Genomic DNA, 23,456 nt, shown 5'->3' with positions numbered 1-23,456 from the left:
TACAAGTTTTTATAAGGTTAAGTTGATACCAAAGTAAATAGTTCTCGGTATATTGGGGTTACCGGTTATCGTTTGGTTAGGAGTACCTGTAGGTACTTTCGATTGATATTCCGGGTCATATACTGGGAAACCAGTGATGTATCCTACGTTTTTCATTGTCAGATTCAAATTCAGAGCCTCGATTTTAGCACGTTTCAACATCTCTTTTGGGAAGGTATAACCTACCGTAATGTTATCCAGACGAAGGAATGAACTATTTTTATAGATCGAGTAGGAGATTCCACCCGGAGAAGTTGCTCTCAGACGCGGATAGTCATTAATAGGATTGTCAGGTGTCCAATATTGACGTTTAATAGAGTTTGTCACAGTCAAAAGTGCATTGTTGTTGGTAAAATAGTCAAGAGACTTTTTATGTCCCAGATAAGAGTACATACTGAATGATACATTCCAGTTTTTGAAGATAGTGAATTCATTGCGCATGTTCCAACGTACTTTCGGTGTTTCATTTCCCTGGAACACTTTATCATCATTATCATATTTATAGTTTCCGTCAACATCCAGTATTTTGGGGTCTCCGGGGATTTGTTTATATTTAGCTGCTTCTTCAGCTTCGTCTTGTTGCCATACTCCTATAAACTTATATCCCCAGATTTCATCCAATGCATGTCCGATGAAATACTTGTTCTGGATATCATCTGCCTCTTTCTGTCCGATTACGTTGCCATTTTCATCTTTGATATCTTCCATGATACCATACAGATGATTGATTTTATTTTTGTTGTAAGCTAAGTTGAAAGTAGTACGCCACGTTAAATTGGCTGTACGGATATTAGTAGAACTCAAGGATAATTCTATACCCGTATTTTGTATTTCTCCGATATTGGCTTTCACACTACTGTAACCAATCAGACTTGGCAATTGACGATCGTTCAGCAAATCGGTTGTTTTTTTCTTATACACATCCACGCTTCCTGAGAGACGGCCGCCTAAGAAAGAGAAGTCTAATCCACCATTCCAGGATACGGTTGTTTCCCATTTCAGGTCACTGTTTGCCATGCGATAGCAATAGAACGTATTAATGTCGACCACTGAACCGGTAACGGGGTCAATATAGAAATATTTACGAGGATCCAGGTTCATTAGTGCATCATAAGTTCCAACGCTGCGATTACCATTCTTACCCCATGAGAAACGAAGTTTTCCATACTCAAACCAACTCGGTTTATTAAGGAATTTCTCTTCAGAGAATACCCAACCTAAAGCGACAGAGGGGAATACTGCATAAGGATTACTCATACCAAAAGCTGAATAACCGTCGCGACGAATTGTAGCTGTGACCATATAACGTTGGGCATATGCATAATGCAAACGTCCCATTAGAGCTGCGCCTGTACGATAGATATCATCCGCTTTTGTTACAGGGTCTGTGCCATAACCAATACCATGGAATCCCAGATTATCGCTGGGTTGATAATGTGAATTTTCCATTGTATTATTCCAACGTTGGAATTTTTCCCAGTTTACTAATCCCGTAAAGTCAAATGAGTGTTTACCAAATTCCTTATTCCATTTCAACATATTATCCCATTGCCAGTAGAAATCTGTGATATTCTGACGGGATGATTTTCCATTATCTGTAGAACTTGGATAATCGGCAGAGGTATGTTCCAACTTATTTGTCCATTCAAATCGTGGTGAATAAGTAGTTTGCAATGAGAAACCCAAAGGCAGATTAACTTTCAGATATATTGAAGAGTTAAGATTATATATATTATTAATTTTGCTTTTATATGCCTGTTCCAGCAGAGGGTTGATACCATTATTATTATCATTTGGATAATATTTCAAAGTTGTTCCGTCGTCTTCATACAGGCTTCCGTAGGGCGACAATGCATTATAGTAACCGGAGGTAGTTCCAATATATCCTTCATCACGTGCGGTAAATTGTGTATTTATACCGTAAGTAAGGAATGACTGTACTTTATTTTCCAGATTTACACGAGCACGAATTGCACTGTATCCGGATCCACGTGTATTACTTTCGTTTTTCAGATAATTTAAAGAAGAATAGTAAGACATATCTTCTTTCTTACCGGAAATACTAACAGTATAGTCTTGTCGTAAAGCAGCTTTCTGATAAATCTGGTCTCTCCAGTCTACTGTCTTTCCAGCCATGTAATTCTCAATTTCTGTGCCGGTCATCTCCAAGCGGTTCAGCCATACTTCTGTTGGATTTCCTGATGCTCCGTCCATCCATTGGGCTAATTCGGTATTTGTCAGATTGGAAGGGTTATCATAGTAATTTGAAGGTTTACCTGATTGAGAGTAGATACTCTTTATCCCGTCTTGACGGAAATTTACAAAATCCTGTCCTGTATATACTTCTGGTACAGACGTAAGGAAAGAAGCTCCCCATGTTGCGTTAAAATTGATAGTTGGTTTTTTGCCACCACCTTTTTTAGTAGTAATCAATACAACGCCATTGGCCGCTTGTGCACCATATACAGCAGCTGAACTGGCATCCTTTAATACATCGATACGTTCAATATCGTTCGGATTAATATCAGTCATTTCTCCACTGTAGATTACTCCGTCTAAAACCAGCAAAGGATTTGTAGAAGCACCGATAGTTCCTTTTCCACGGATCATCATGGCACTATTACCTTTAGTATCAGTTTCTACTCCTACAGATAAACCGGACACTCCGGTACGAAGCATATCTTGAATTGTCTGGTGTTGTTCCTTTTCTAAATCGGCACCTTTCAATGAATTTACGGCACCTGTCAGGTCTTGCTTCTTCATTGTTCCATAACCTACTACAACTACCTCATCCAATACTTTAGAGTCTTCTTTCAGTTTCACCACCGATGTACGACCGGCTTTTACTACTTGTGTAGTATATCCAATATAAGAGACTTTCAAATCTGCGTTGTATGGAGCCGATAGGGTATAATTACCGTCTAAGTCGGTAATTACCCCATTAGTCGTTCCGTCTACTACCACATTGGCACCAATGATAGGTTCACCTGTTTCGTCCACCACTTTACCTTGAATGGTGACTGCTTGCCCCGGTTTTTTGATCTCTTTCTTAGGAAACAAAGCAATCTGTGTACTTGTTACTTCGAAATTTAAATCAGTCTTGGAAAACATTTTTTTCAAGGCAATAGAAATGGGTTCCTTATCAGCATGTAAACTAACTTTCTGTTGAAGATTAGTCTGTTTTGCATCATAAAAGAAGGTATATCCGCTTGCTTTCTCTATACGAGCCATAGCTTCGGATAGTGGTATGTTTGAGAAACTGATACTAATCTGCTTCTCCTTCGTTTGTGCTCCTAAATTAATACAAACGAACAGTAATAATAAAAATGCAAAGTGCTTTAAATTCATATTTTTTGAAATTATAAGTTAACTATGAAGTGCAATAAGAGCCTTGGCCTAAAAGATTTAAGCCTACTCATTCCCTTAATCATTGATTGAATATTCAAGGGTGGGCAATGGGTTGACACCACCCTTGAAGTTCACTGGAGGGGGATTTTCCTTCCGAGGTTATTTTTCAGGTGAATGGTCTTCGGGAGTATAGTCCATAAATTTCTTATTACCAATATTGAAATCTGAGATTTGGATTGTATTACCGCTATTACTCCATCCATCGTAAGTTAATTTGAAGTAACGGTAACTTACATTTTCCGGTAGATCGACAGTTACACTACTAATTGTAGCTGCAGTGGCTATCAGAGCTTCTTTTATAACTTCCGTATAGTTTTCTCCGTCATTACTTCCATAAACAGATACTTTTGTAACACGGAGGTTAGCGGTTGTATTTTGATAAGTACGGTGACGTAATACAAAGAAGTCGAAGTTTTGCGGAGTCTGCATGTCGATTACAAAGAAAACCGATTCATCTTTACCTATTGTAAGCTTTCCTGGTTTAACCAATGCCAGACAACTCTTTTCGTCGTCATCGATCAAACATTCGGGAGCGCCATTTATTACTCCGTCAGCAAAATAGTCATGAGAGGTAGTCACAGTCCAGTTGGCGCGATCCAGTAAGTTTGAGTGATCAATATCACGTACATAAATCTCACAAGTTGCGCTTACATTGCTTCCATCTACGGCTTTTACAGTGATTGTAACATTTCCTAAAGCTTTGGTATACACTTCGCCATACTCATTTACTTCTGCAATCATGGCGTCGGAAGATGAATAAACTACATCAGGAGTAGTTGCATTGTCTGGGTTTACAGTCACTATACCACCTAGATTGAAAGTAGATTCCACGCCCATATAGTACTTTTGATACTTCTCGGGAATGGTGATGGAGGTAACCGGATAAATACGTTTTTCCACTTTTACAAGGCAAGTAGTCCACATATCTGTATTGTTAACAGACCATACGGTTAGCACGGATTCACCTATTCCGGTAGCAGTAATCACGCCATTTTCATCAACGGTGAATACCTTGTCGTTTCCGGTAGTGTATCGGTATGTATATTCATCAGCATCTATCGCGCCTTCGGGCAATGTAGTGACTTTCGTATTCCAAGTGTCGCCTTCTATCAAAGAAATTACTTCATCCGGTACATCCGTTACCATCATGCGGTTCACTTTTATACCTGTGTTGTCATCTTTGTCATCGCAGGCTGCCATGCCTGACAGGAGTAAGACTCCTGTCAGCACCAATGCCAATTTATTAGTTATATATCTCAATGTTTTCATTATTATAAAAAATTTGATTCAGATTTTATTTTTTATACGATTCAAAGTTCTCATCAGTAATCAGGTATAAATTTTCCGGTGCTTTATTGTAACCCTTTGCCCGGATTTCCGCTTTCAGGTCGTCGATTTGTTTCTGGGTTACTGTGAAGTTCTTGTTACCGTAATCATTGAACGTTTTATCCACGGGACGGAGGAACCCCCATTTTTCAAAGAAATCCAGGAAGTCTACTTTGGCTCTGTTGCATACCTGACGAACAAAGTCTAATTGCAAGATACCTTGTGTATCAACTGAAGTATCCAGATCCGGGGTTGTGCGATAATGTTCATACAAATCGCGATAGAAGTCTTCTTGTCCCAATACATCCATGATGTAAAGCTTCAATTGCCAGAAAGGTACCAGTTTTACGTAATATTCATCAGATGCATTGTCCAGGCAGTGGGGCTGTTCAGCTTCAATAATACGTTGAATGGCTTCTTCGTAAACGGTCATACCCGGCTTATCTTGATCCATTAATCTGGAGCCTTTTCCGAATGCACCTCTGACGTAATTGGCATAGATATTATTGGTGACTTCAGTAGTACCTGTCCATTTCAATCCCGGACGAGTCTGGTTACTATGGCCAATCTCATGACCTAATACCCAAACACGGCTTTTCAATTCTGTAGTGGTACAGAATACTCCTTTGTAGCTTGGCAGGTAGGCTGTATGGTTGGCTGCTGAATATGGATTCTTGCTGTTGTATTCCACATGCAGGTACATGCGGTTACCAAATAGTTTATTGTATTTGAACAGTCCCATGAAATCCCATTCCAGACGAACGACTTCATCCATCAGCTCCATTACTTCCAGGATCGGTGTATTGGCTTCTTTGTAATCGTTCACTGTCCAGGTAATGTGTACATATTTGCCCAAGACATCGATATCCTGATATTTGGCATTGCGCAATACTTCTTCAAATTCGGCTTGTGTTCCGGTCTGTGCATTAAAATAACCGTTTACTTTAGCGAATGGAAAGTGAATCTTCACTGTTTTGGCAGCAGCAGCCTGTTTGTCTGCTTCTGTTTCCAATACCAATGGGATTTTTTCGTCTGTCAGATTCTGGATATAAATCAAACCGCCGGATAATACTTTTACTGTATTTTGTCCTTCTTTTAATGCATAAGATTTGCTACTATTATAACCTAATGTCAAATCTTGTACCACCATAGAGATATTCTGACCTTTTGTATCACCAACAAGTACTGTTAGTTCTTCACCTTGTTCTACATAGATACCAGTAGGATTATCACGCAAACTATAAGTAGATGTTTTATTTACAGCTGCCATTACAGATGGATTCTGATACGGGCGATATTCGGCGACTCTGTATTCCGGGTTGTATGAACCATTCAACAAAGCAGTTGCCAGTTTTTTATATGTTTCGCCCGGCATTTTTCTGATATCAGTCTCGGTAATACCTTCACGCAATTCCGAACAAGTATTATCAGTAAATACCTTGGTATAATCATATTTGTTTGCACTTACGCGGAAGAATTCCATTTCAGCACAACTGATGCGGTTATTATGAGCGGCATTGATGACAAATCGTACTTGTTTCACATTCTTTACTGGCTCATCCAGATTTAGTATGGTAGCAGTCGTGTAATTTGTCTCCATTGTGCATTCTTTTACTTTCACAAATTCAGGATTTTCTTCTGTAGATACCCAAATTTCAAAGTCGTTGAATGCTCCGTATTTAGTACCGTTATCGGTACGGGGATGATAAATAATGTAATTCAATACCGTACAATCTTCCAATGTATAGGTGATGAGGAATGGCCAATTGGTATATGCACCGAATTTAGAATTGAAGTAACTGCTATAGTCACCGTCGAATGTATTTATAATGCCACGTGGCTCTTCAACGACTTCTTCGGTGGTAGCCTCTGCTGCACTTACCTTGATTTTAATGTCTTCTGAACCGGTAGAAGCTGCCTGACTAACAGGGATTTCTCTTCTTAGATCTCCGTAAGTAAGGGCGATAACTGTAGCGCGTGGTTCTTCATAGTAGTTAGGTTCAATGGTAACTTTCAGTAGATTATCTTTTATTTCCGGATAGCACCAATCTTTACCTTCACCTACAACAGAATATTGTATGTCAGTTAAAACTACATCGTCCGTAACTACAAGATAAACATCCTGATTTCCTCCACTGGCCGGGATATTTAATTCGAGAGGTAAGACTCTTATCCAACCTTCACGTCCCGGATCTGTGTCATCATCCTTACAAGATGTGAATAAGAGTACAAACAATACCAAAGCTATGTTCCATATACCTAATGAACAAAGCCTACATTTTTTCTTATAAATGTCAGTCATCGTTTTTTAAAAGATTAAAAAGGTTAATTAATGGCTTGTCGTTTAAGGCTTTACTCGAGTTAGGCCTTTTCGGCAATCGGTTAATTTATTAATGAATTATTTTTTCTTGTCGATAGTTACTACATTTTCTTCGTCAAACGAATACTCTATCGGATGTATACGTGACATTATTCGCAAGATCTCTTCCAAAGGTTCATGACGTAACGTAAATGTGTATCTGAACTGATCTTTTATTTTAGGCGAAAGGTTGATTTTCACATTATACCATTTTGAAAGAAATAGGGAAATCTCTTCTAAATTTTTATTCCGGAATATGATCTGATCATTAGCCCAGGAAACCGCTAGATTTACATTCCCTTTTTCAATTTGTATTCCTTGATTGCGCTTATTATAAGTTGCTATTTCACCGGGACGTAACATTCGTTGCTCTTTTGCCGTTTCTAAAGAAACAGACCCTTTTTGTAAACTGACATAGATGTTATCTGACTCGGGAAAAGCCTCCACATTAAATTTAGTTCCATGCACCACAACTCTAACACCGTCCATTTGTACGATAAAGGGATTGTTTTTATCGTGAGTTACATCAAAATAGGCTTCCCCGGTTACATTTACCACTCTTTCTTTTACCTTAAAGTTGGTATTATAGCTTAATGATGTTTTGGAATGGGCCCAGGCAGTTGTTCCGTCAGGCAACACGATTTTTGATTTCCCTCCCCAATTGGTATAAGTTTGTTGAGCTACTTCCGGGCGTCCTACTTTTATGCCGAAATAAAAAGAGGCAGATGCAAATAAAACGGCCAGAATACAAGCTGCGGCTACATACTTACGCATGAAAATTATAGCTTTATGCTTGTTATCAGTAGTTTTATTACCTTCATTTTTGGGTTTGTTCAAGGACTCTGTTTGTTCTTTTTCATTCATACGGCGCATTAATTCATTCCAGCATGAATCTGTATCGACCGTATAACCAACAGCTTTGGCGCGTACCTGCTTCCAGACTTCCTGAAGTTCTTCAAAAAGTCCTTTATGTTCTGCAACAGACAACCATTTTTCAAAGAGTTGTTCGTCACTGGCAGTTAATTCGCCTTTTAATTTAGAGATAATTAAATCCCATGGGATGTTCCTTTTCATATACCGTTTTTAGCTGTTTACAATATAATGACACAAGAATCCGAACATACCCTTACTCACAAATACTTTTTTTTTAAAATTATTTTTTTGTATGTTTGTAAACCAAATCCAACTCTCCTTTATTATGAACGATATATTTCTGTTACGATTACTGAAATCTGGTGACAGACAGGCGTTTAAACTGCTGTTTGACACTTATTTTGAAGCATTGTGCCGTTTCATGTATATCTATCTGGATAATAAACAGGATGCAGAAGAGATAGCAATTGATATTTTTATGTATCTCTGGGAAAATAGGGAGAAGATTGAAATTAAGCTGACTTTTAAAGGATATTTGTTTCAGGCTGCCCGAAATCGTTGTTTGAACGCCCTGCGAGATCGTAAGAGTACGCTGGCGATAGATGATATAAGTGGAAGCGAGATTCCCCAGGCGGATATGAACAATCCATTGGAGATGGAGGAATTAAGTAAATTGATAGAAGAGGCTGTTTTATCTTTACCTGGCAGATGTCATGAGATCTTTGTGAAGAGCCGTGAAGAGAAGTTGACTAATCAGGAAATAGCCGATGAAATGAATATATCCGTGAAGACAGTAGAAGCTCAGATAACCAAGGCTCTTAAGCGTATCCGCGAGTTTTTGGGAGAACAATATTATTACCTGTTTTAGTGCCGCTGGCATTCGGACCAAAGTACTATTGATATTTAGACCTCAAAAAACGGTTGCACTTTATTCAAATGCAACCGTTTTTTAAAAGGGGATAGTTTCTATTTTAAAAATCAACCTTTATAACATTCATATTCTTGTCTACTAATATTCCATCCTCAGCTTTCAGATTGAACTTTACAGGTCGTTTGGCTTTGAACTTTAAAATGATTAACTCTTCATTTCCTTCCAGGTAAGGCTTCTCTCCCAAGTTGACAAAAGTGGGATAAAGTGCTTTTGTCCCGTTGGTGTGTAACCGGTCGTAAGTAAGGTTTTTCATTTCTTTCATATTGGGAGTTTCTACTGCAACAAATTCCCAATCTTTTGTATCGTAAGGCAATGCAAAACTAAGAGCATTTACAGATTGTAAATTGATTCCTTTCACGATGACCTCCATAATTTCACCTGCATGATAGGCTTGTTTGGTAGTCCGGATACTCAGATTGCCTGCAACCGGAGGAGTAGCCTGTCTGCTTACTCCGTCTTCCAACTCAATGGCTACTGCGGAGATATCGTATGCATCGATTAATCCGTTGTTGTTCAGGTCTCCTTTACTGACATAGTCGAAGTCGGCATCTCCTTTACGCAGGCCGGTATAGTTCATATAGGATGTCAGATCATTTTCATCCAGTTTTCCATCCAGGTTTATATCACCTGGGATGTAGCTTTCGGAACCGGGAACTTTGAATACATACAATTCGCGTCCGGAACCGAAATTACCCACGGCTTCGCTGACTGCAATTTTTATATATCGGGCTACAGGCTGGTCTTTGAAGATAAATGCTTTTACATCATTACCTTGCCATTCAAATGCTCCGGCCTCCTGCCAGTCGACTTTATCCCTGCTGTAATATACAATACCTTTCTGTAGGGTTCCGTTACCTCCATTCTGGCGAGGCAGGTATTCGAATTTATCTAATACGTTGATGCTTCTTAAATCCATGATGAGTTCGAATGGAACGGCACTACTTTGCCATTTGGTATGCCAAAGGTCAGATTCATCAAAATTGAACATTCTGTCAATTCCTTGTCTTCTTTGGTTCTCACAAGTCGTTTCGGCCTGGATACCTGTAATGGCAAATTCCAGTGGGTTGGATTTTGTGGTAGCTGTAACTGTACTCCAGTCTGATTTTCCGTCCTTGTTTACAGCACGTAGCTTGAATTCGTACGTTGTTTCGGGAGTCAGATCCTCAAACAACAGTTCCGTATCCCGGATGGTAGTGTAGTTCATGCCGTTATATGCTATCTCGTAATAATCGGCATTTTCTACTCTATCCCATGAAGGAGTAAGTGAATAAGGTCCTGTATGCGGTTCTGTTATTTGTATTTTGGGGGCTGTGAGTGTACCTGTGGATTGCAGATAGCGATTCGCTGGCTGGTATACAAATCCCTTAACTTCTACTTCTATGGGATTTAGTGTAATATCGGTAGAAGCCAGTTTGATGTGCAAAACCGGATTTTTGATGATGGTTTTATTGGCAAAACTTGTTCCGGGAGTTGCAAACGAGTTCATATTTGGTTCAGTTTCGTAGTAATATACATTCTCTCCTTTATCGAAACTATTTGAGGAGGTAACCTCGACTAACTTCACCTTTTTGTTTCCTTGTCTGGCTGTTATTTTTTGAGGTTTCGCGGTTACGTTTATTCTCAATACGGTTACTTTCTCTTTCTCCATTTCCGGAAAACTACCAGTAGTGGGGGCAATGGTAACTTTAACTTTGTCCTTGTCTACATTTGAAGTTATCAGTGTTGCAGTTGCTGCTCCGTTGCGATAAGCTTCGGTAGTACCGTCATCGTCGTATTCGGTGAACGAACTGTTTCCGTAAGGATACAAATCGTATATTCGTAAGTGCTTATCTGTTTGGTTCACATTGTTGTGGGGGGGTGTCATTGGCAGAATTGCTCCTTGTTTGATGAAAACCGGAAGCTTCCAAAGCGGAGTGTCGAAATTGTTAATAATGCAATCTCCTGCATATTGTTCTCCTGTAAAATAATCGATCCAGTTTCCTTCCGGAAGATAAATACCATTTCGTACATCGTTACCTTCTTCATCTGCTTTTGTATTTTGATAAACGGGGGCTACCAGTACGGATGGGCCATACATAAATTGATAACGGGTAGCTGTTCCCAAAGTATATTTGTTGGGATATTCAAGAAACATAGCCCGAATCATTGGTTTGCCATCTACCGCTTCTTTGGCGATACTATAGGCATAAGGCATAAATTCGGATTTCATTTTCAGATACCAGCGGTTGATAGAAGCTGCCGGTTCGCCCAAGATATGTGGATATTTGGGATTAGCTCCCCATCCATCCATGTTCAATTGCATTGGAGTGAAAGTTTTCCATTGGAAATCGCGTATATTGACCGGTACATTTTTCCCTCCGAATATACCATCCATATCCGAACAAATGTTAGGTTGTCCCGAAAGACCGGAACCTATATAAGTCGGGATGTGAAAACGGATATACTCCCATTCACCGCCGGTCTGGTCACCTGACCATATACCGGCATAGCGCTGGGTACCTGCCCAGCCGTCCAGTGAAATAATGAAGGGGCGGGCATTGTTGCCATAATAAGGCATGATGGTACCTACATCTGCTACACCATTTAGTCCGAATGAGTAACCTGCACCTACCCATGCGACATCGGTTTTCAGTACACGTACACCGGCATCGCGCACCTCTTTTACAATATCACGTTGCAGGAGGGCCTCGATACCTGCTTTGGGGTGTAAATCAGATTGTGTCCACAAGCCAATTTCCACTCCATGTTTGCGTGCATAATCACCGAACTCTTTTAAATTCCGGATGTTTCCATCCAATGTTCCGGTTTGTCCGTATCCTGCACCATAGCCATCATTGGGGAGAACCCATCCCAGTGGCATATCATATGCATTATAACGGTCGATGACAGCACGGGCCGAGAATTGATAATTGTTTTTCTCACCATTCAATGATTCTTTAATACCTCCATTGTCTTTTTGGCTTTCTTTATATTTTTTGCCATCCTCAAAAAGAATCCCCTTTTCGTCTTCTTTCCAATAGTCGCGATTGTAGGCATTCAGATGACCTTCATAAAATCCGAATTTGGGTAACAGAACCGGGTTGCCGGTCAACTGGTAAAAATCGTTCAATAAAGCTACCGGAGTACTATTTATCATGAAAAATAAATCCAGATAGTCCGTATCATGAGATAGTTGTACGATGCCCTTTTGTGTGGCACCAAAATCGTATTTACCTTTTTTGAATGTATGCCACATTACTCCGTATCCGTTTGTCGACCAGTAGTAGGGGGTTGGTGAAGCCACTCCACCATCTGTCCAGTTATTCGTATTTTCGATGGCAATAACCTTTCCTTTATGTGAAAATCGTCCGTTTTGTACCCCGCCGCCATAAAAATATTCTTCAGGATTCTCTTTCAATGAAAGTTTGGTATGCTTTCCGGAAAACTCTATCGGTGTTGTGGTTTCTGTTATTACTTTGTTCTCTATAAGGTTTATTATTTTGAATAATCCCGTCTGCTTGTCTATGGATATCCGGACGCGATTGGTAGCAATGTCAATGATCCCGTTTTTATCGTTCAATGTTATTTGTCCTGCTTGCTTTCGGGGAGTGTTAACTAAGATCTGTGCTTCCGGGCTTGCTTGAGGATCGCGGATGATACCTCCGGAATTATCCTGAAACATACGGAAAATGTTGGTTCCATAAAAATCAAAACTCAGCAGTGTTGTGTCAGAATACAAGACCTCTACGGTAGTAGGATTGATCATTCGTGCACCCATGATGGCTGGCTGAGGGTGGGATACTACTTGGGGAAAGTTTGTTTTTTCACATAGAGCATGCATTGTGATTGGTGCATGACTTAATGAAATCGTTAGAGCCAGAAGGACTACTCTACTCTGTCTCATACCTCGAAACGTTTTTTTCATGATCGTTTTGTGTATTAAATTAAGTTTCTGTATTTTATTGTTTTCTACTAAAATACAGAATAAGAAAATATAGAAAATTAGATGTTGCAAAAGTAATGCTCTATTTTATTTTTGAAAACTATTCTGCGTGTGTTTTTCTTTTGTATACAATTCTTGTGTTATTTTTGCAGTATGGTCAACTTGTCGTTCATGGTTTATTTTAAAGCTAAACTTCTTATCACTTTATGATGAATTGTTTTTTAATTCATTGATAATCAGTGCTTATGAAAGTGTACGTTTTGGTTATACAAGAATGTACACCTTTGCATAGCAAGAATGTACACTCTTGTTATGTAAAAGTGTACATTCTTATCATGCAGGAAGCCGCATTGAATATCAAACTTATAATATTGGTTGATTTTCTATTACAATATTCTGTGAAAACCTAGTGGCTCTTTGTAAGTCTATGTAAATTCTTATGATTATTCAATCCGTTGCTCGTAGAGGAAAGGGGCGTTTCTCTACGACAAACGAGTCGAAACTCGTAGAGGAACGCTTCATTTGTCTACGAGAAAAAAAATATTTATATAACATATTGATGTACAGTGTTTTGTGAGTGAGTCTGATTGTAGCGTTTTTTTCTTGGTTTTAAGAATTACATTTAGATTTCTCAGTTTATTCGCTGTTTCTTAATATTTACAAATTTCAATGTGCTATTTATATGAATACTCATTCCGAGAACTAATGTTTGCTATAGTCATCCTGGTAGTAACGTTTATCTGTCTCTATGTAGCAGGTAGCATCAATACCAGCCTGAAGCAAATGTTCTGTAATTTCTTTCAGTTTTCTACGCGGAACCCTTCCTATATAATATAGATAATAGTTATAGCCTTGGTCCAATACCTCCATATTGTATGTGAAAGTTCGTTCACGGGCATAATCAAAATTTACTTTCCGCAGGCTATTATAAGGAAAAGTCACGGTTCGTCCGATGCTATGTACTGTGAGGTTATCATTATTGAGCGTCAGATATCCAAAGCGGGTGAGTAGTGCATACAGCAGAAAAGCACTGAGAGTAAGGGAGAGTATTCCCGGAATAATTCCCCATAATATGCCCGATACAATCATCTTACATCCTAATATAGCAAATACAATAAATAAAGAGGTAAAATAAAGGAGATACAAAGACGAACGGCAGTATTTCTTTTCAGGAATGGTTATTCCTGCTTCTCTTTTTCCCGGTTTATAGTTATCGAAGGGTATCCCCTGGGATAACAAATAGTGGATAATGGCTGTTGGATGGCGATATAAAGGAAGATAGATTACTTTCGTTGTACCTTTATTCAAGTGTAAAGTGAGTACTCCGGCACCATATTTGTCTTTTGATATCAGGTTACTTTTACGTGGCATCTGATAATATCGTTTCATAAAACTAAAACTCCCGATATCATGAAGTCCTACACCGTTGCGTTGCAACAGTCTTTCGGCCTGTTTTTGTTCCTTTGATGTCATTTTCATTTTTTTAATTCCGGATAACTGATACGTGTGTGGTAAATCGTTTTCAATTTTTCTTTGAATACAGCTTTTACAGTTGCAATATCCTTGAAAGTGATGGGGCATTCTTTGAAATATCCCTCCTCAATCTGAGAATCGATTATCTTTTCTACCAGGTTACTGATACTTTCTTCTGTGTATTCGGGCAAACTACGTGAGGCTGCTTCTACAGCATCCGCCATCATCAGTATGGCAGTTTCTTTGGAGAAAGGATTAGGGCCCGGATAGGTGAACTTTTCGTCATCAGGTTCTTCACCGGGATGTTCGTTTTTCCAGGATATGTAGAAGAATCTTGTTTTACCTCGTCCGTGATGAGTGCTGATAAAATCTTTTATAACTTTTGGAAGGTTGTATTTCTCTGCCAGTTTAAGGCCATCCGTTACATGATTGATGACGACTTGTGCACTCTGTTCGTAATTCAGATTTTTGTGTGGGTTGATTCCTCCGGATTGATTTTCGGTGAAGAATGCCGGATTTTCCATTTTGCCGATGTCGTGATATAAGGCACCGGTACGTACCAACTGGCTTTTAGCTCCAATGCGGATGGCTGCCTCTGCGGCAAGATTGGCTACTTGCATAGAGTGCTGGAATGTACCGGGCACTGTTTCGGACATTTGGCGGAGCAGGTCATTGTTGATATTTGATAGTTCCACCAGAGTTACATTAGAGGTGAATCCGAATGTTTTTTCCAGGAGGAACAATAATGGATAGGCAAATAATAATAAAATGCCATTAATAATAAAATAGGTATACATTCTTACGTTTAACTTTGCGAGGTCATTTTCTGTTATCAGTTCAAATGCAAAGTAAACGGCTGCATAAGTGAGTATTACCAGGAGAGCAGTTCGGAACAGTTGAGACCTCTGTGAAAGTTCCCGCAAACTGAAGATAGCCACCAGGCCTGCTGCCAGCTGTGTTAATATAAATTCATGAGGAAACCGCAATGCTATCGAACAAATCAGTATCGTAATGACATGCGTCAGAAAAGCGGTTCGGGAATCGAGAAATACCCGTATGATAATGGGGAGCATGGCATATGGCAGGATATACACATTAAATATACTATGCGTCACCATTAGTGCAGTGATTACGCTGTAGAATACAATTAATATGAATAGTAGTGATAAACTGCCTTTTCGTTGATAGTAGTCTTTCCGGAAGAGCTCCAGATAAAGCATAAAGCAAAGAGTGAGAATACTGACAAAGAGTATTTGACCTACCAGTATAAGTTGCTTCTGCCCCAGCGATTCACTCCGTTTAATCGACTCTTTCCGGAGAGACTCTAATATGCTGTATGTTTTCGGACTGACAATTTCACCACGGTCAATGATTTTCTGTCCGCTCACTACCACTCCACTGGTCCATGAGTAGTTGTCCAGAATGTCTTCTTTTACCGTTTGTGTACGTTTCTGGTCATAAGTCAGGTTGGGAGATATATATTCGTTGAGAGCGCATTGGCGTAGGATGTCCCGGCTGTAATGGGCTGTATCGGCAGAAAGCAGATGTTCATATGCTTCCTTTAAGGTATAGAGATTGGCAGTAAGTTGTGATTCAGCCATTTTATCATCTATTTTCATTATGGCTGTTGTGCTGTCTTTATCCAGTTTCTGAGCATCTTCTGTCGAAACAATGCCGGCAGTATAAATATCTTTCAACGTTCGTTCAATATAGCGGATATAATCATAGGAAGGTAGAATTCCTTTAAGATGATTCTGATAATTCTCTTTTAATTTGATGAGTGCATCTTTTTCTACATCCTTATTTAATTGATAATAAGGTTGAAAGGAGGCAAGCAGACTGTCTTGTTCTCGTTTTACTACTGCATCATCTTTGTAAATGGGAAAGCCGAATGTAGCTATCAACTGCCCATATCTCCAAGGTTTGTTAGTGTCAAACTGATAGTTGAATTTGTTATCACGGGGTAGGAAGTATACAATAACTGTTACCGTAGCTACAAATATCAGTGCTTTGTATAATAAATCTCTGTAGGAGAAGCTGTTTTTTTTCTTGAGATGATTCATATCCTTTGAATTTTTTGCGAAAAGTACAAAAAAAAACAATCGTGTGGAAAAAAAAGTTTAATTTTGCCACGATTTACCTATACTAACGCAAATTATGGCAGAAAGAAAAGTAAGAGTTCGCTTTGCTCCGAGTCCTACGGGAGCATTGCACATCGGTGGTGTGCGTACAGCTTTGTATAATTATCTCTTTGCTCGTCAGCATGGAGGGGATATGATTTTCCGCATTGAAGATACTGATTCAAACCGTTTTGTACCCGGTGCAGAAGAATATATCCTTGAATCTTTCAAATGGCTTGGAATTCATTTTGATGAAGGAGTGAGTTTTGGAGGAGAGCATGGTCCATACCGCCAATCTGAACGCCGCGAAATATACAAGAAGTATGTAAAAGTACTGCTAGACAATGGCAAGGCCTATATTGCTTTTGATACTCCCGAAGAATTGGATGCTAAGCGTGCTGAAATAGCAAATTTTCAATATGACGCCTCTACACGGGGGATGATGCGTAACTCATTGACTCTTTCAAAAGATGAAGTGGATGCGTTGATTGCTGAAGGCAAACAATACGTGGTCCGTTTTAAAATAGAACCCAATGAGGATGTGCATGTTAATGATCTCATCCGGGGTGAAGTGATTATTAATTCATCTATTCTGGATGATAAAGTACTTTATAAATCGGCCGATGAACTCCCCACTTATCATCTGGCAAACATCGTGGACGACCATTTGATGGAAGTTTCTCATGTGATCCGTGGTGAAGAATGGTTGCCTTCTGCGCCTTTGCACGTATTACTTTACCGTGCTTTCGGCTGGGAAGATACAATGCCTGCATTTGCTCACCTGCCTTTGTTGCTTAAACCTGAAGGTAATGGTAAATTGAGTAAACGTGACGGTGATCGTCTTGGCTTTCCGGTATTCCCGCTCGAATGGCACGACCCAAAGACAGGCGAGGTGTCATCTGGTTATCGTGAAGCCGGTTATTTGCCCGAAGCAGTGATTAATTTCCTTGCTTTGCTGGGATGGAATCCTGGTAATGATCAGGAAGTGATGTCAATGGATGAACTAATCCGGCTTTTTGATTTGCATCGTTGCAGTAAGTCGGGTGCTAAATTTGACTATAAAAAAGGCATCTGGTTCAATCATCAGTATATTCAACAGAAATCCAATGAGGAAATAGCTGAGCTCTTTATTCCTATCTTGAAAGAGCATGGTGTGGAAGCTCCCTTTGAAAAGGTGGTGACTGTGGTAGGTATGATGAAAGACCGTGTAAGTTTTGTGCGTGAGTTATGGGATGTTTGCAGCTTTTTCTTTGTTGCACCTGCAGAATATGACGAAAAGACGGTGAAAAAGCGCTGGAAGGAAGATTCTGCTAAGTGTATGACCGAGTTGGCAGAAGTGTTGGCTGGTATTGATGATTTCAGCATCGAAGGACAAGAGAAAATTGTGATGGACTGGATTGCGGAAAAGGAGTATCATACCGGTAATATTATGAATGCATTCCGTCTGACATTGGTTGGAGAAGGCAAAGGTCCGCATATGTTCGATATTTCCTGGGTATTGGGTAAGGAAGAAACTGTGGCTCGTATGAAACGCGCTGTAGAGGTTCTGAAGTAATACAATACATACGCGATATGCTCTACGATCTGGCAATAGTCATTTACGACATTGTAGTCCATCTGGCCGCCCCATTTAGTCGGAAACCCCGAAAAATGATGAAAGGCCATTGGGTGGTGTATGAACTTCTCCGTCAGCAGGTGGAGAAGGATGCCCGTTATATCTGGTTTCATGCTGCATCTTTGGGTGAGTTTGAACAGGGACGGCCTCTTATTGAAAAAATCAGGGAAAAATATCCGGATTATAAGATACTTCTTACCTTCTTTTCTCCTTCAGGATATGAAGTTCGTAAGAACTACCGGGGAGCGGATATCGTTTGCTACTTACCATTCGATAAACCTCGTAATGTGAAGAAGTTTTTGGATATCGTGAATCCCTGTATGGCATTTTTTATAAAATATGAATTCTGGAAGAACTATCTGGATGAAATGCATAAACGCCGTATTCCGGTATATAGTGTTTCTTCTATTTTTCGCCGGGATCAGATCTTTTTCAAATGGTATGGTGGAACGTATCGTAATGTGCTGAAAGACTTCGATCATCTGTTTGTGCAGAATGAAACTTCGAAACGTTATTTGTCAAAGATAGGTATTACACGTGTGACAGTAGTAGGTGATACTCGTTTTGACCGTGTGTTGCAAATACGTGAAGAGGCTAAAGATCTGCCATTGGTCAAGATGTTTAAGGGGCAGTCTTTGACTTTTGTCGCCGGAAGTTCTTGGGGGCCTGACGAGGATCTGTTTTTGGAATATTTCAATAGCCATCCGGAAATGAAGCTTATTATTGCTCCACACGTTATTGATGAAAATCATTTGGTAGAAATTATCAGTAAGTTGAAACGTCCGTATGTACGTTATACTCGTGCCGACGAAAAGAATGTGTTGAAAGCGGACTGCCTGTTAATCGACTGCTATGGATTGTTGTCGTCTATTTATCGTTATGGAGAGATTGCCTATATTGGAGGTGGTTTTGGAGTAGGTATCCATAATACACTGGAAGCAGCTGTTTATGGTATTCCTGTAGTGTTTGGCCCTAAATATCAGAAATTTATGGAGGCTGTGCAATTATTGGAAGCAAAGGGTGCTTACTCTATCAAGAATTATGAAGAGTTGCAAAGTCTGTTGGACAAGATGCTTTCCGACGAGGTTTTCCTACGCGAAACCGGAGCCAATGCCGGATATTACGTTACAAGTAATGCCGGGGCAACCGATCGGATACTACATATGATTAACTTTTAGGTAAGAGTCTGCTTAGATTTTGCTCAAAACAAACTGGATAAAAACTTTTATGAGGAAAATTTAAACAGGTTCTAAGTTAGTATATATAAAAAATGAGAGATAACTTTTTCCGGGTTATCTCTCACTTTTTTTATTCTTTTTCCTTATACCAGGAAGAGTACATCAGATAGTTGTGAGCTATTTTTTGATTCAGCTCTTTTGCTTGCTCCGGATCTACCTTTTTTATAAACTTAGCAGGTACACCTCCCCATATACTCCCAGGTTCAATAATGGTATTGCTTAGTACTAATGAACCTGCTGCTACAATGGCACCTTCACCAATTACAGCGTGATCGAGTAGGGTAGAGCCCATTCCTATCAAGGCATAGTCCTTTACAGTAGCTCCGTGAATAGTTACATTATGGCCTACTGAAACGTGATCGCCTATTTCGATGGTCGATTTTTCATATAAGGTATGTAATACACTTCCATCCTGTATGTTCACTCCATTACCTATACGGATAGAATTTACATCACCGCGCAACACGGTGCTGAACCATATACTACAGTCACATCCCATTTTTACGTCGCCGATGATCACAGCATTATCAGCGAGAAAGCAGTTCTCGCCTATTTCAGGGGTAAATCCTCTAACTGATTTTATTAAAGCCATATTTCTCTATAATTATTAAATTGCTGCTGTTGCTTCCTGCAACCATTTCTTTTCTTCTTCGTTTAAATCGGGTGATAGTTTTTCGTACACCTTTTGATGATATGCATTCAACCATGACACCTCCTCGGCGGTTAGCATCTCTTTGATGATTCCCTTCTTGCAAATAGGGCAGAGGGTGATTGTTTCAAATTCCAGATAATCGCCAAACATTCCTTCGCCTGCCTTGCGTACCAGTGTCAGATTTTCTGTGCGGATACCATGACTTCCGGCTTTGTATACTCCTGGTTCGTTGGATGTCACCATGCCAGGCTGGAGAATGACAGGGTTTTCATTCATGCGAATACTTTGCGGACCTTCGTGTACGCTGAGGAAGTGGCCTACACCATGGCCGGTACCGTGCAGAAAGTTCATTTTATGTTGCCATATCGGCATTCGTGCCAAAACATCCAGTTGGGCTCCGCGCGTTCCTGTAGGAAACTTAGCCATAGCAAGTGCTATATGACCTTTGAGTATCAATGTATAGTCAGTCTTTTCTTCCTCAGTTAACTCACCTAAAGCAATGGTACGGGTAATATCCGTTGTGCCGTCCAGATACTGCGCGCCCGAATCCAAAAGTAAAAAGCCTTTCGGAAGTAAGGTCGCATCTGTCTCCGGTGTTGCCGAATAATGTACGATTGCTCCGTGTTCTTTGTATCCGGCGATAGTATCAAAACTTTCACCCATATAAAGTGCTTGAGCAGCACGGCATTCATGTAACTTTTTGTCTATGCTGAGTTCTGTTTCCAGTCCTGAAGGCACTACTTCTTCCAGCCATTTAAGAAAACGTACCAATGCTACTCCATCTCGTTGCATTGCAGCATGAACCCCGGCAATTTCCTGTTCGTTGCGGACTGCTTTCAGTAATGTTACGGGTGACTCGGCATAAACGATATTACAAGCCGGATTTACTGCCGAATAGATGGCATAGTTTGTTTTGGACGGATTAAGTAGCAGGTTTTTTATATTAAGTTTTCTCAGATAATTCTCGACTTCATTGTAAGGTTGTATACTTACCTGTTGTTCTTTCAGGTAATTTTCTACCTCTTTGGTTATTTTCTCCGGTGAGATGAAATAAGTAATATTGTTTTGTGTAATCAATAAATAACTTATGATTACCGGGTTACAATGTACATCGCTTCCTCTGAGGTTTAGTGTCCAGGCTATTTCGTCTAGACTTGAAAGAAATAGTCCATCTGTTCCTTGTTTTTTTAAATTAGTCCGGATTGCTTCAATTTTTTCCTGACAACTTTTTCCTGCATATTTGAGTCTGTATATGAAAGCTGGTGTACTGGGCATGTCCGGGCGTTCTTTCCATATTTCTCCTGGTAAATCACCACAAGTTTCTAAATGGATATTCTCTACCTCAAATTTTCTTCTCATTTGTTCTACCTGTTCCACTGAGAACATTTTGCCATCGATACCTATAGTTTCTCCGGGTTTAATATTCTGGCATAAAAAGTCTGTAATTGTGGGTGTTTCCGGCAACATCTCTTTGTATAAAGTGATGTCTGTACCCTCCAATTGCTGTGTAGCCTGCAAAAAATATCGGGAGTCTGTCCACAGTCCGGCTTTATCTTCCAGTATAACTACTGTTCCGGCTGAGCCGGTGAAACCGGAAATCCATTCCCGTATTTTCCAGTGTGGAGCTACATATTCACTGAGATGCGGATCGGTACTTGGAATAATGAAGGCACTGATTGATTTACTTTTGAGTATCAACCGCAGTGCTTGTATGCGTTCGTTAATCGTTTGCTTCATATAAATATAGGTATTATAAGTTTCCTCCAAAGGTAGTATTTTTCTTCGGAAATAGCTTGTAAGGAGATGCATATGCACTGATTTTGAGAAATAATTGCCGAAAGTTTTGTGAATAAAGAAAGTATGTGTAATTTTGCGGCGCAATTTAACTGCGGAAATTTTAAACCATAACATATTTAATAGTAATAAAATGATTGTAGTACCTGTAAAAGAAGGCGAAAACATTGAAAAAGCGCTGAAGAAGTTTAAGAGAAAATTTGAAAAAACCGGTATCGTTAAAGAATTAAGAAGCAGACAGCAGTTTGATAAACCATCTGTAACTAAAAGACTTAAGAAAGAGCGTGCCGTTTACGTTCAGCAACTTCAGCAAGTAGAAGATTAATAATTCGTAATTTCCTTTGAATTATTGATTTCTTTTCATACATTCGTTGCAAAATTATAGATGTAGCGATGGTATGTTGACAGACTCTTTTCTTGATTATCTCCGGTATGAGCGGAATTATTCTGAAAAAACCGTTTTAGCTTACGGTGAAGATATTTCTCAACTAAAGGAGTTCGCTCAGGATGAGATTGGAGAGTTTAATCCAGTAGAAGTAAAACCTGAACTTATTCGTGAATGGATTGTTTCGTTGATGGATAAGGGGTATACTTCGACTTCTGTAAATCGTAAACTAAGTTCGCTCCGGTCGTTCTATAAGTTTCTTTTAAAGCGAGGTGAGGTAACGGTGGATCCATTACGAAAAATAACAGGTCCAAAAAATAAAAAGCCTCTTCCTTCTTTTTTGAAAGAGAATGAAATGAACAAGTTGTTGGATGAAACGGATTTTGGCGAAGGATTTAAAGGATGTCGGGATCATTTGATTATTGAAATGTTTTATGCTACTGGTATGAGGCTTTCAGAATTGATTGGTCTTGATGATGTGGATGTGGATTTTTCAGCTTCTCTTTTGAAAGTGACGGGAAAGAGAAATAAACAACGCTTGATTCCTTTTGGTGAAGAACTGAAGGAAGAAATGCGTAAATATGTTGATATGCGAAACGGGCAGATTCAAAAAATGTCAGATGCTTTTTTTGTAAAAGAGAATGGCGAACGACTTTATAAAAATCTGGTCTATAATTTAGTGAAACGGAACCTGTCAAAGGTGGTGACGCTTAAAAAGAGAAGTCCTCATGTGTTAAGGCATACTTTTGCAACAACGATGCTGAATAATGAAGCGGAGTTGGGTGCAGTTAAAGAACTTCTTGGTCATAGTAGTTTGGCTACTACTGAAATTTATACGCACACTACTTTTGAAGAACTTAAAAAAGTGTATAAACAAGCCCATCCACGGGCTTAAAAAAGGAGGTAAGTATGGAAATTAGAATTCAATCGATTCACTTTGATGCAACAGAACAATTGCAGGCTTTCATTCAGAAGAAAGTGTCTAAGTTGGAGAAATATTACGAAGATATAAAGAAAGTAGAGGTGTCATTAAAGGTAGTAAAACCAGAAACGGCAGAAAATAAGGAAGCCGGAGTAAAAGTGCTTGTTCCAAATGGGGAGTTTTATGCGAGTAAAATTTGCGACACATTTGAAGAGGCTATTGATGTGAGTGTGGAAGCTCTCGGAAAACAACTGGTTAAATACAAGGAAAAACAACGTAGTAAATAAAAAGTTCGCAAAAGTTTTGCGGGAAAGAAATAAATAACTAAATTTGCAGCCGTTTCGCTCGCGTTAGAACGTGACGGTTGCATTTTTTGAGTAGTTGCCTCTTTAGCTCAGT

15 protein-coding genes are annotated in these 23,456 nt (G+C 39.5%); 6 read left to right on the top strand and 9 right to left on the bottom strand.

Annotated elements, in window-relative coordinates; all coding sequences use genetic code 11:
* Window positions 1-9 precede the first annotated feature (9 nt).
* The 4 genes from QX565_RS16515 to QX565_RS16500 form a co-directional block, all read right to left on the bottom strand.
* On the bottom strand, window positions 10-3,387 hold the full coding sequence (locus QX565_RS16515; RefSeq protein WP_221649217.1) for a TonB-dependent receptor: 3,378 nt from the start codon (window positions 3,385-3,387) through the stop codon (window positions 10-12).
* A 159-nt stretch (window positions 3,388-3,546) separates the two neighbouring features.
* Entirely contained in the window at window positions 3,547-4,716 is a 1,170-nt protein-coding gene (locus QX565_RS16510; RefSeq protein WP_289293552.1) for a discoidin domain-containing protein, read from the bottom strand.
* Window positions 4,717-4,741: 25 nt separating this feature from the next.
* Entirely contained in the window at window positions 4,742-7,075 is a 2,334-nt protein-coding gene (locus QX565_RS16505) for a M60 family metallopeptidase (protein WP_221649219.1), read from the bottom strand.
* 96 nt (window positions 7,076-7,171) lie between these two features.
* Window positions 7,172-8,206: a FecR family protein gene (locus QX565_RS16500; protein ID WP_289293551.1), complete on the bottom strand. Its 1,035-nt coding sequence runs from the start codon at window positions 8,204-8,206 to the stop codon at window positions 7,172-7,174.
* 124 nt (window positions 8,207-8,330) lie between these two features.
* Here QX565_RS16500 and QX565_RS16495 point away from each other — a divergent pair, with 124 nt between their 5' ends.
* A complete protein-coding gene (locus tag QX565_RS16495; protein WP_251234312.1) occupies window positions 8,331-8,873 on the top strand; it encodes an RNA polymerase sigma-70 factor in 543 nt (180 codons plus the stop codon).
* Window positions 8,874-8,976: 103 nt separating this feature from the next.
* On the opposite strand, the gene QX565_RS16490 is transcribed toward QX565_RS16495, so the two are convergent.
* The 3 genes from QX565_RS16490 to QX565_RS16480 form a co-directional block, all read right to left on the bottom strand.
* A complete protein-coding gene (locus QX565_RS16490; protein WP_289293549.1) occupies window positions 8,977-12,840 on the bottom strand; it encodes a glycoside hydrolase family 31 family protein in 3,864 nt (1,287 codons plus the stop codon).
* Window positions 12,841-13,560: 720 nt separating this feature from the next.
* Window positions 13,561-14,337: a hypothetical protein gene (locus tag QX565_RS16485; protein WP_221651122.1), complete on the bottom strand. Its 777-nt coding sequence runs from the start codon at window positions 14,335-14,337 to the stop codon at window positions 13,561-13,563.
* On the bottom strand, window positions 14,334-16,394 hold the full coding sequence (locus tag QX565_RS16480; protein ID WP_002558095.1) for an HD family phosphohydrolase: 2,061 nt from the start codon (window positions 16,392-16,394) through the stop codon (window positions 14,334-14,336). The genes QX565_RS16485 and QX565_RS16480 overlap by 4 nt, the downstream gene beginning before the upstream one ends.
* Window positions 16,395-16,488: 94 nt before the next feature.
* Here QX565_RS16480 and gltX point away from each other — a divergent pair, with 94 nt between their 5' ends.
* Together gltX and QX565_RS16470 are read left to right on the top strand one after the other, a co-directional pair.
* A complete protein-coding gene (gltX, locus tag QX565_RS16475) occupies window positions 16,489-18,006 on the top strand; it encodes a glutamate--tRNA ligase (protein WP_002558094.1) in 1,518 nt (505 codons plus the stop codon).
* A 17-nt stretch (window positions 18,007-18,023) separates the two neighbouring features.
* Window positions 18,024-19,244 carry a 3-deoxy-D-manno-octulosonic acid transferase gene (locus tag QX565_RS16470; RefSeq protein ID WP_002558093.1) on the top strand — a complete coding sequence of 407 codons (1,221 nt, stop codon included), beginning with the start codon at window positions 18,024-18,026 and terminating at the stop codon, window positions 19,242-19,244.
* Between the two features lie 130 nt (window positions 19,245-19,374).
* Here the strand turns inward: QX565_RS16470 and QX565_RS16465 are convergent, their stop codons facing one another.
* Window positions 19,375-19,896, bottom strand: a complete 522-nt coding sequence (locus tag QX565_RS16465; protein WP_221651123.1) for a gamma carbonic anhydrase family protein — start codon at window positions 19,894-19,896, stop codon at window positions 19,375-19,377.
* Between the two features lie 15 nt (window positions 19,897-19,911).
* Window positions 19,912-21,693, bottom strand: coding sequence for an aminopeptidase P family protein (locus tag QX565_RS16460; protein ID WP_289293546.1), 1,782 nt, complete (start codon window positions 21,691-21,693; stop codon window positions 19,912-19,914).
* A 190-nt stretch (window positions 21,694-21,883) separates the two neighbouring features.
* Here QX565_RS16460 and rpsU point away from each other — a divergent pair, with 190 nt between their 5' ends.
* From rpsU to hpf, 3 genes are all read left to right on the top strand, one after another.
* Window positions 21,884-22,075, top strand: coding sequence for a 30S ribosomal protein S21 (gene rpsU, locus QX565_RS16455; protein WP_002558090.1), 192 nt, complete (start codon window positions 21,884-21,886; stop codon window positions 22,073-22,075).
* A gap of 73 nt (window positions 22,076-22,148) precedes the next feature.
* Window positions 22,149-23,030, top strand: coding sequence for a tyrosine recombinase XerC (gene xerC / locus QX565_RS16450; RefSeq protein ID WP_002558089.1), 882 nt, complete (start codon window positions 22,149-22,151; stop codon window positions 23,028-23,030).
* Between the two features lie 14 nt (window positions 23,031-23,044).
* A complete protein-coding gene (gene hpf / locus QX565_RS16445; RefSeq protein WP_002558088.1) occupies window positions 23,045-23,344 on the top strand; it encodes a ribosome hibernation-promoting factor, HPF/YfiA family in 300 nt (99 codons plus the stop codon).
* Window positions 23,345-23,456 lie beyond the last annotated feature (112 nt).

The organism is Bacteroides sp. 41_26 (assembly GCF_949740115.1).
In the GTDB taxonomy this organism is placed as follows: domain Bacteria; phylum Bacteroidota; class Bacteroidia; order Bacteroidales; family Bacteroidaceae; genus Bacteroides; species Bacteroides nordii.
Note: the sequence above shows the minus strand (reverse complement) of the source record. Positions and strands in the feature narration are given on the sequence as shown.

Excerpts from the sequence above, each read along its gene's own strand:
- QX565_RS16470 (WP_002558093.1), top strand. The coding sequence starts at position 18,024 with ATGCTCTACGATCTGGCAATAGTCATTTACGACATTGTAGTCCATCTG.
- xerC (WP_002558089.1), top strand. The coding sequence starts at position 22,149 with ATGTTGACAGACTCTTTTCTTGATTATCTCCGGTATGAGCGGAATTAT.
- QX565_RS16460 (WP_289293546.1), bottom strand. The coding sequence starts at position 21,693 with ATGAAGCAAACGATTAACGAACGCATACAAGCACTGCGGTTGATACTC.
- QX565_RS16500 (WP_289293551.1), bottom strand. The coding sequence starts at position 8,206 with ATGAAAAGGAACATCCCATGGGATTTAATTATCTCTAAATTAAAAGGC.
- QX565_RS16510 (WP_289293552.1), bottom strand. The coding sequence starts at position 4,716 with ATGAAAACATTGAGATATATAACTAATAAATTGGCATTGGTGCTGACA.
- QX565_RS16505 (WP_221649219.1), bottom strand. The coding sequence starts at position 7,075 with ATGACTGACATTTATAAGAAAAAATGTAGGCTTTGTTCATTAGGTATA.
- QX565_RS16515 (WP_221649217.1), bottom strand. The coding sequence starts at position 3,387 with ATGAATTTAAAGCACTTTGCATTTTTATTATTACTGTTCGTTTGTATT.
- QX565_RS16490 (WP_289293549.1), bottom strand. The coding sequence starts at position 12,840 with ATGAAAAAAACGTTTCGAGGTATGAGACAGAGTAGAGTAGTCCTTCTG.
- QX565_RS16485 (WP_221651122.1), bottom strand. The coding sequence starts at position 14,337 with ATGAAAATGACATCAAAGGAACAAAAACAGGCCGAAAGACTGTTGCAA.
- rpsU (WP_002558090.1), top strand. The coding sequence starts at position 21,884 with ATGATTGTAGTACCTGTAAAAGAAGGCGAAAACATTGAAAAAGCGCTG.
- QX565_RS16465 (WP_221651123.1), bottom strand. The coding sequence starts at position 19,896 with ATGGCTTTAATAAAATCAGTTAGAGGATTTACCCCTGAAATAGGCGAG.
- hpf (WP_002558088.1), top strand. The coding sequence starts at position 23,045 with ATGGAAATTAGAATTCAATCGATTCACTTTGATGCAACAGAACAATTG.
- QX565_RS16495 (WP_251234312.1), top strand. The coding sequence starts at position 8,331 with ATGAACGATATATTTCTGTTACGATTACTGAAATCTGGTGACAGACAG.
- QX565_RS16480 (WP_002558095.1), bottom strand. The coding sequence starts at position 16,394 with ATGAATCATCTCAAGAAAAAAAACAGCTTCTCCTACAGAGATTTATTA.
- gltX (WP_002558094.1), top strand. The coding sequence starts at position 16,489 with ATGGCAGAAAGAAAAGTAAGAGTTCGCTTTGCTCCGAGTCCTACGGGA.